The 5,406-nt window shown below is 70.5% G+C and carries 2 protein-coding genes; both read right to left on the bottom strand.

Going from position 1 to position 5,406, the window contains the following annotated elements:
• On the bottom strand, positions 1–1,560 hold a 1,560-nt coding region (locus KUF83_RS36890; protein ID WP_217459427.1), incomplete at its 3' end, for a type I polyketide synthase.
• A gap of 82 nt (positions 1,561–1,642) precedes the next feature.
• Entirely contained in the window at positions 1,643–5,350 is a 3,708-nt protein-coding gene (locus KUF83_RS36885) for an SDR family NAD(P)-dependent oxidoreductase (RefSeq protein ID WP_308403307.1), read from the bottom strand.
• Positions 5,351–5,406: the final 56 nt, after the last annotated feature.

Genomic DNA, 5,406 nt, shown 5'->3' with positions numbered 1-5,406 from the left:
CGCATTCAGCGAGAAGGCCACATCAACAACCGACGAACCCGCCGTCTGCTGCTGCGCCAACAACGCCCCCGCCTGCGCCCGCAACGCCCCTACAGACTTGCCCGACATCACCCACGGCACCAGCACGCCCGCCGGTGCGTCCGCCGTTTCCGGCTCGGCCGCCTCGGCCTCCGGAGCGGGGGCCTCCTCAAGGATCACGTGGGCATTGGTTCCGCTGAATCCGAAGGAGGAGACGCCGGCCCGGCGTGGCCGACCGTTCTGCGGCCACTCCCGCGCCTCGCCGAGCAGTTCGATCGCCCCGGCGGACCAGTCCACGTGCGAGGAAGGCTCGTCGATGTGCAGGGTCTTGGGCAGGAGGCCCGCCCGCAATGCCAACACCATCTTGATCACACCGGCCACACCCGCGGCCGCCTGCGTATGACCGAGGTTCGACTTGGACGAGCCGAGCCACAGCGGCCGGCCTTCGTCCCGACCCTGGCCGTAGGTGGCGAGCAGCGCCTGCGCCTCGATCGGGTCACCCAGCGTGGTGCCCGTGCCATGTGCCTCGACCGCATCCACCTCGGCCGGTGTCAGACCCGCATTCGCCAACGCCTGACGAATCACCCGCTGCTGCGACGGACCGTTCGGAGCCGTCAGACCATTACTCGCACCATCCTGGTTCAACGCCGAACCCCGCACCACGGCCAGCACCTCGTGACCGTTGCGCCGCGCATCCGACAACCGCTCAAGGACGAGGACACCCACACCCTCGGACCAACCGGTGCCGTTCGCGTCCGCCGAGAACGCCTTGCACCGACCGTCCGGGGAGAGGGCGCGCTGGCGGCTGAACTCGACGAAGCGTTCGGGGGTCGCCATGACGGTGACTCCGCCGGCCAGGGCGAGGGTGCATTCCTGCTGGCGGAGGGCGTGGGCGGCGGAGTGGAGCGCGACCAGGGAGGAGGAGCAGGCGGTGTCGATCGAGACCGCGGGGCCCTCCAGTCCGAGTACGTAGGAGATGCGCCCGGACACGATGCTGGAGTGGGTGCCGGTGCTGAGGTGGCCCTCGGCCCCGTCGGCCGCGGCGCCCTTTTGGATGCCGTAGTCGGAAGACATCACTCCGATGAAGACGCCTGTCCTGCTGCCCTTGAGCCGGAGCGGGTCGAGCCCGCTCGCCTCCAGGGCCTCCCAGGACGCCTCCAGCAGGAGCCGCTGCTGCGGATCCATGGCGACGGCCTCGCGCGGCGAAATCCCGAACAGTCCGGCGTCGAACCTCTCGGCGCCGTTGATGAAACCGCCCTCACGCGTATAGCTGGTACCCGCGTGGTCGGGGTCCGGGTGGTAGAGGCCCTCGATGTCCCAGCCGCGCCCCTCGGGGAACCCGCTGATCGCATCACGGCCCGAGCGGAACAAATCCCACAACTGGTCGGGGGTTTCGACACCGCCGGGGAAGCGGCAGCTCATACCCACGATCGCGATCGGCTCGCTCGCCCTGCCCTCGACCTCGCGCAGGCGCTCGGTGGTCTCGTGCAGATCGGTGGTGACGCGCTTCAGGTATTCGCGGAGCTTGGCTTCGTTGGCCATGAGTAGTTCACCCGTCCAGGTATGCGAGCGTCCAGGGATGCGAGAACGCGGGAGCTTCGGTGGGTCAGCCGGGGGGGAGGGATCAGGACTTCCCGAAGGTGCTGTCGATGAAGTCGAAGATCTCGTCGTCGCTGGCGGAGTCCAGTTCCACCGCGGCCGCGCCGTGATCCGGTGCGCGCTGGGCGCTGTTCCAAGCGGTCAGAATGCCGTTGAGGCGTGCGGTGACGGCCGAGTGGAGGTCGGCGTCCAGGTCGGCCGTGGTGGCGGACTCCCCCATCACCGTTTCGATGTGGGCGAGTTGCTCCAGCAGCCGGACGCCGAGCGGTTCCTCGGTGGGCAGGCCCGGTGCGAGTTCCGTCAGCAGGTACTGGGCGAGTGCCGTGGGTGTCGGGTAGTCGAAGACCAGGGTGGCGGGCAGCCTCAGCCCGGTCGCGGTGTTGAGCCGGTTGCGCAGTTCGACCGCGGTGAGCGAGTCGAAGCCGATCTCTTTGAAGGCTCTGGCCGGCTCGACGGCGTCAGGGCCGGCGTGCCCGAGGACGGCGGCGACCCGTTCGCGTACGAGTTCCAGGACGGTCTCGTTGCGCTCCGCCGGCGAGAGGCTCGCGAGCCGGGTCTCCAGATCCGTGCCCTGGCTCCCCGTGTCGGCGGCGGCGACCCGGCGGGCGATGGGCGCGCGCACGATCCCGCGGAACAGGTGCGGTACAGGCGACGCGTCCGCGGCGAGCGCTGCCGTGTCCAGGCGCATCGGGACCAGCAGGGCCTCGTCGAAGTCGTGCGCGTGATCGAGGAGGGCCAGACCCTCGGCGGCGGCGAATCCCCGGACGCCGGCGTCGGCCAGCCGCGCGAGGTCCGCGTCGCCCAGGTGGCCGGTCATCTCGCTCCGGTCCTCCCACAGTCCCCAGGCGAGCGACTGTCCGGGCAGACCCGCGGCCCTCCGTCGCTGCGCCAGGGCGTCTAGGAAGACGTTGGCGGCCGCGTAGTTGGCCTGGCCTGCGTCGCCTGACACACCGGCGGCCGAGGAGTACAGCACAAAGGCCGCGAGGTCGAGATCCCTGGTCAGTTCGTGCAGGTTCCACGCGGCGTCCACCTTGGGCCGCATGACGGCGTCGACCCGCTCGGGCGTCATTGCCTCGACCACACCGTCGTCCAGCACACCTGCCGTGTGGAAGACGCCGGTCAGCGGGGCTTCCGCGGGAACGGTCGCGAGCAGCGCATCCAATGCCACCCGGTCGGAGATGTCGCAGGCGACGATGCGTACGTCGGCCCCCAGCGCGGCGAGTTCCTCCCGCTGGGCCTCGGCGCCCGGTGCGTCCTCGCCCCGTCGGCTGACCAACAGCAGGTTGCGTACGCCGTGTTCGGTGACCAGGTGGCGGGCCAGGAGGCTGCCCAGGACGCCGGTGCCTCCGGTGACGAGGGCGGTGCCGCCCGGATTCAGCCGCTGCGGGACAGTCAGGGCGATCTTGCCGGTGTGCCGGGCCTGCGACATGTGGCGCAGCGCGGCGGATGCCCGGCGGACGTCCCAGGTGGTGACCGGCAGCGGCCGGAGCACGCCCTTGTCGAAGAGGGCGAGCAGTTCGGAGAGGATCTCCTGGATACGCTCAGGAATGGCTCCGGGACTGCCGACACCGGTGAAGACGGTCAGGTCGTACGCCTGGTACGTAACACCGGGGTGGGCGGCCGCGACCTCGTCCGACTCTCGGATGTCGGTCTTGCCCATCTCCAGGAAGTGGCCGCCGCGCGGCAGGAGCCGCAAAGAGGCGTCGACGTACTCGTGCGCCAGGGAGTTGAGGACAACATCGACGCCCCCGCCGCCCGTGCCGCTCAGGAAGTGGTCTACGAAGTCCAGTGACCTGCTGGACGCGAGGTGCCGCTCGTCGAATCCCATCGCGCGCAGTGTCGCCCACTTGCCCGGGCTGGCCGTGCCGTAGACCTCGGCGCCGAGGTGCCGGGCGAGCTGCACCGCGGCCATGCCGACACCGCCGGTGGCGGCATGCACCAGGACACGGTCGCCGGGCTTGACCGAGGCCAGGTCGACCAGGCCGTAGTACGCGGTGAGGTACACCAGCGGGATGGTCGCGGCCTCGGCGTACGTCCAGGTGTCGGGGATACGTGCCACCATGCGCCGGTCCGCCACGGCGACCGGTCCGAAGGGGCCGTCGAAGACGCCCATGACGCGGTCGCCCACCGCCATGCCGGTCACTCCGGGGCCGATGTCCGTCACCACGCCCGCGGCCTCGCCGCCGAGTTGGGTGCCTCGGGCCGGAACCATGCCAAGTGCCATCAGGACATCGCGGAAGTTCACGCCGGCCGCGTGAACGGCGATCCGCACCTCTCCTTCACCGAGCGCATCCGCCGCGTCTGGGGCCGGGACAACCGTGAGTGCGTCGAGGTTGCCACCGGGGTCCTTGGCGAGGCGCCAGGGAGCGTCCCCGGCAGGAGCGGTGAGTGCGTCGCCGCTCCGGGCAGGCGCGAGGCGGGCAGCCAGCATCTCGCCCTCACGCATGGCGAGTTGGGGCTCACCGGACGCCAGCACCGCGAGGATATCGTCTACCGGCGTGTGGGAAACATCCGCCGGCCGGCCGGAACCCGCAGGGTCGGTGGCCGGGTCGAGGTCGAGGAGCGCGAACCGGTCGGGGTGCTCCGACTGCGCTGCACGCACCAGGCCCCACACTCCCGAGAGGGCCAGCCCCGGTACCGGCTCGTGGGCATGTACGCCGACAGCGCCGCGTGTCACCCACACCAGGCGGGAGGCGGCCCACCGGCCGTCGGACAACCACTCCTGGGCGAGCGTGAGCGCCCGTCCGGTGACACCTCGTACCATGTTCGGGACGTCGGCACCGGTCTCCGCCGAGGGCACTGCCGCCCAGGCCTCCACGTCCACCAGTACCCAGTCCGGGACCTCGCCACCGGCATCCGCGAGCGCCTTGATCTCCGTCAGGTCCATCACGGTGTCGGCGGCCCCGGCCAGGGTGCTGCCCTCTCCCAGGACCACCCATCCCGATCGCGGACCTTCGGAGGGTGCAGAGGCGGCGGGAGTCCAGGACAACCGCCACAACGCGTCATCGGTCACGTCATGCCCGCCCGCGGCGGTGTTGAGCTGTTCCGGGCTGATGTCGCGGGTGACGAGTGAGTCGACCCGGGCCACCGGCAGTCCTGCCGCGTCGGCCAGCTCCACACCGAAGCCATCCTCCCCGACCGGCCACAGGCGGACCCGCAACGACGACGCACCCGACGCATACAGAGACACACCCGACCAGGCGAACGGCAGACGTATGCCCCCGCCCTCACCGGTGTCCGGGTCGGGGACGAAGGAGCCGAAGCCTGCCGCCTGAAGCGCCGCGTCCAGCAGAGCCGGGTGCAGCCCGAAACCCTCCACCGCCGTGCCGTCCGGAAGGGCAACCTCAGCGAACACCTCCTCACCCCTGCGCCAGACCCCGTTCAGGCCCTGGAAGACCGGACCGTACTCATAACCCTCCACCGCCAAATCCTCATACACACCCACCAGATCGACCCGCTCGGCACCCGGCGGAGGCCACGCCGCCGACAACACAGACCCACCGACCGACTGCGAGGCGGTGTCAGAGGTCACGAAGCCAGTGGCATGACACACCCACTCCCCCTCCACCCCCTCACCCGAACCGGAATACACGCCCACACTGCGACGTCCGCCGTCCCCGGCAGCACCCACCACCACCTGCACCTGCACCGCACCGCGCGCCGGCACCACCAACGGCGCCGCCAGCATCAACTCCTCAACCCGGCCACACCCCACCTCGTCACCGGCCCGCACCACCAACTCCACGAACGCCGCACCCGGCAACAGCACCACACCCGACACCGCATGAT

Source organism: Streptomyces sp. BV286, from assembly GCF_019090165.1.
In the GTDB taxonomy this organism is placed as follows: Bacteria; Actinomycetota; Actinomycetes; order Streptomycetales; family Streptomycetaceae; genus Streptomyces.
Note: the sequence above shows the minus strand (reverse complement) of the source record. Positions and strands in the feature narration are given on the sequence as shown.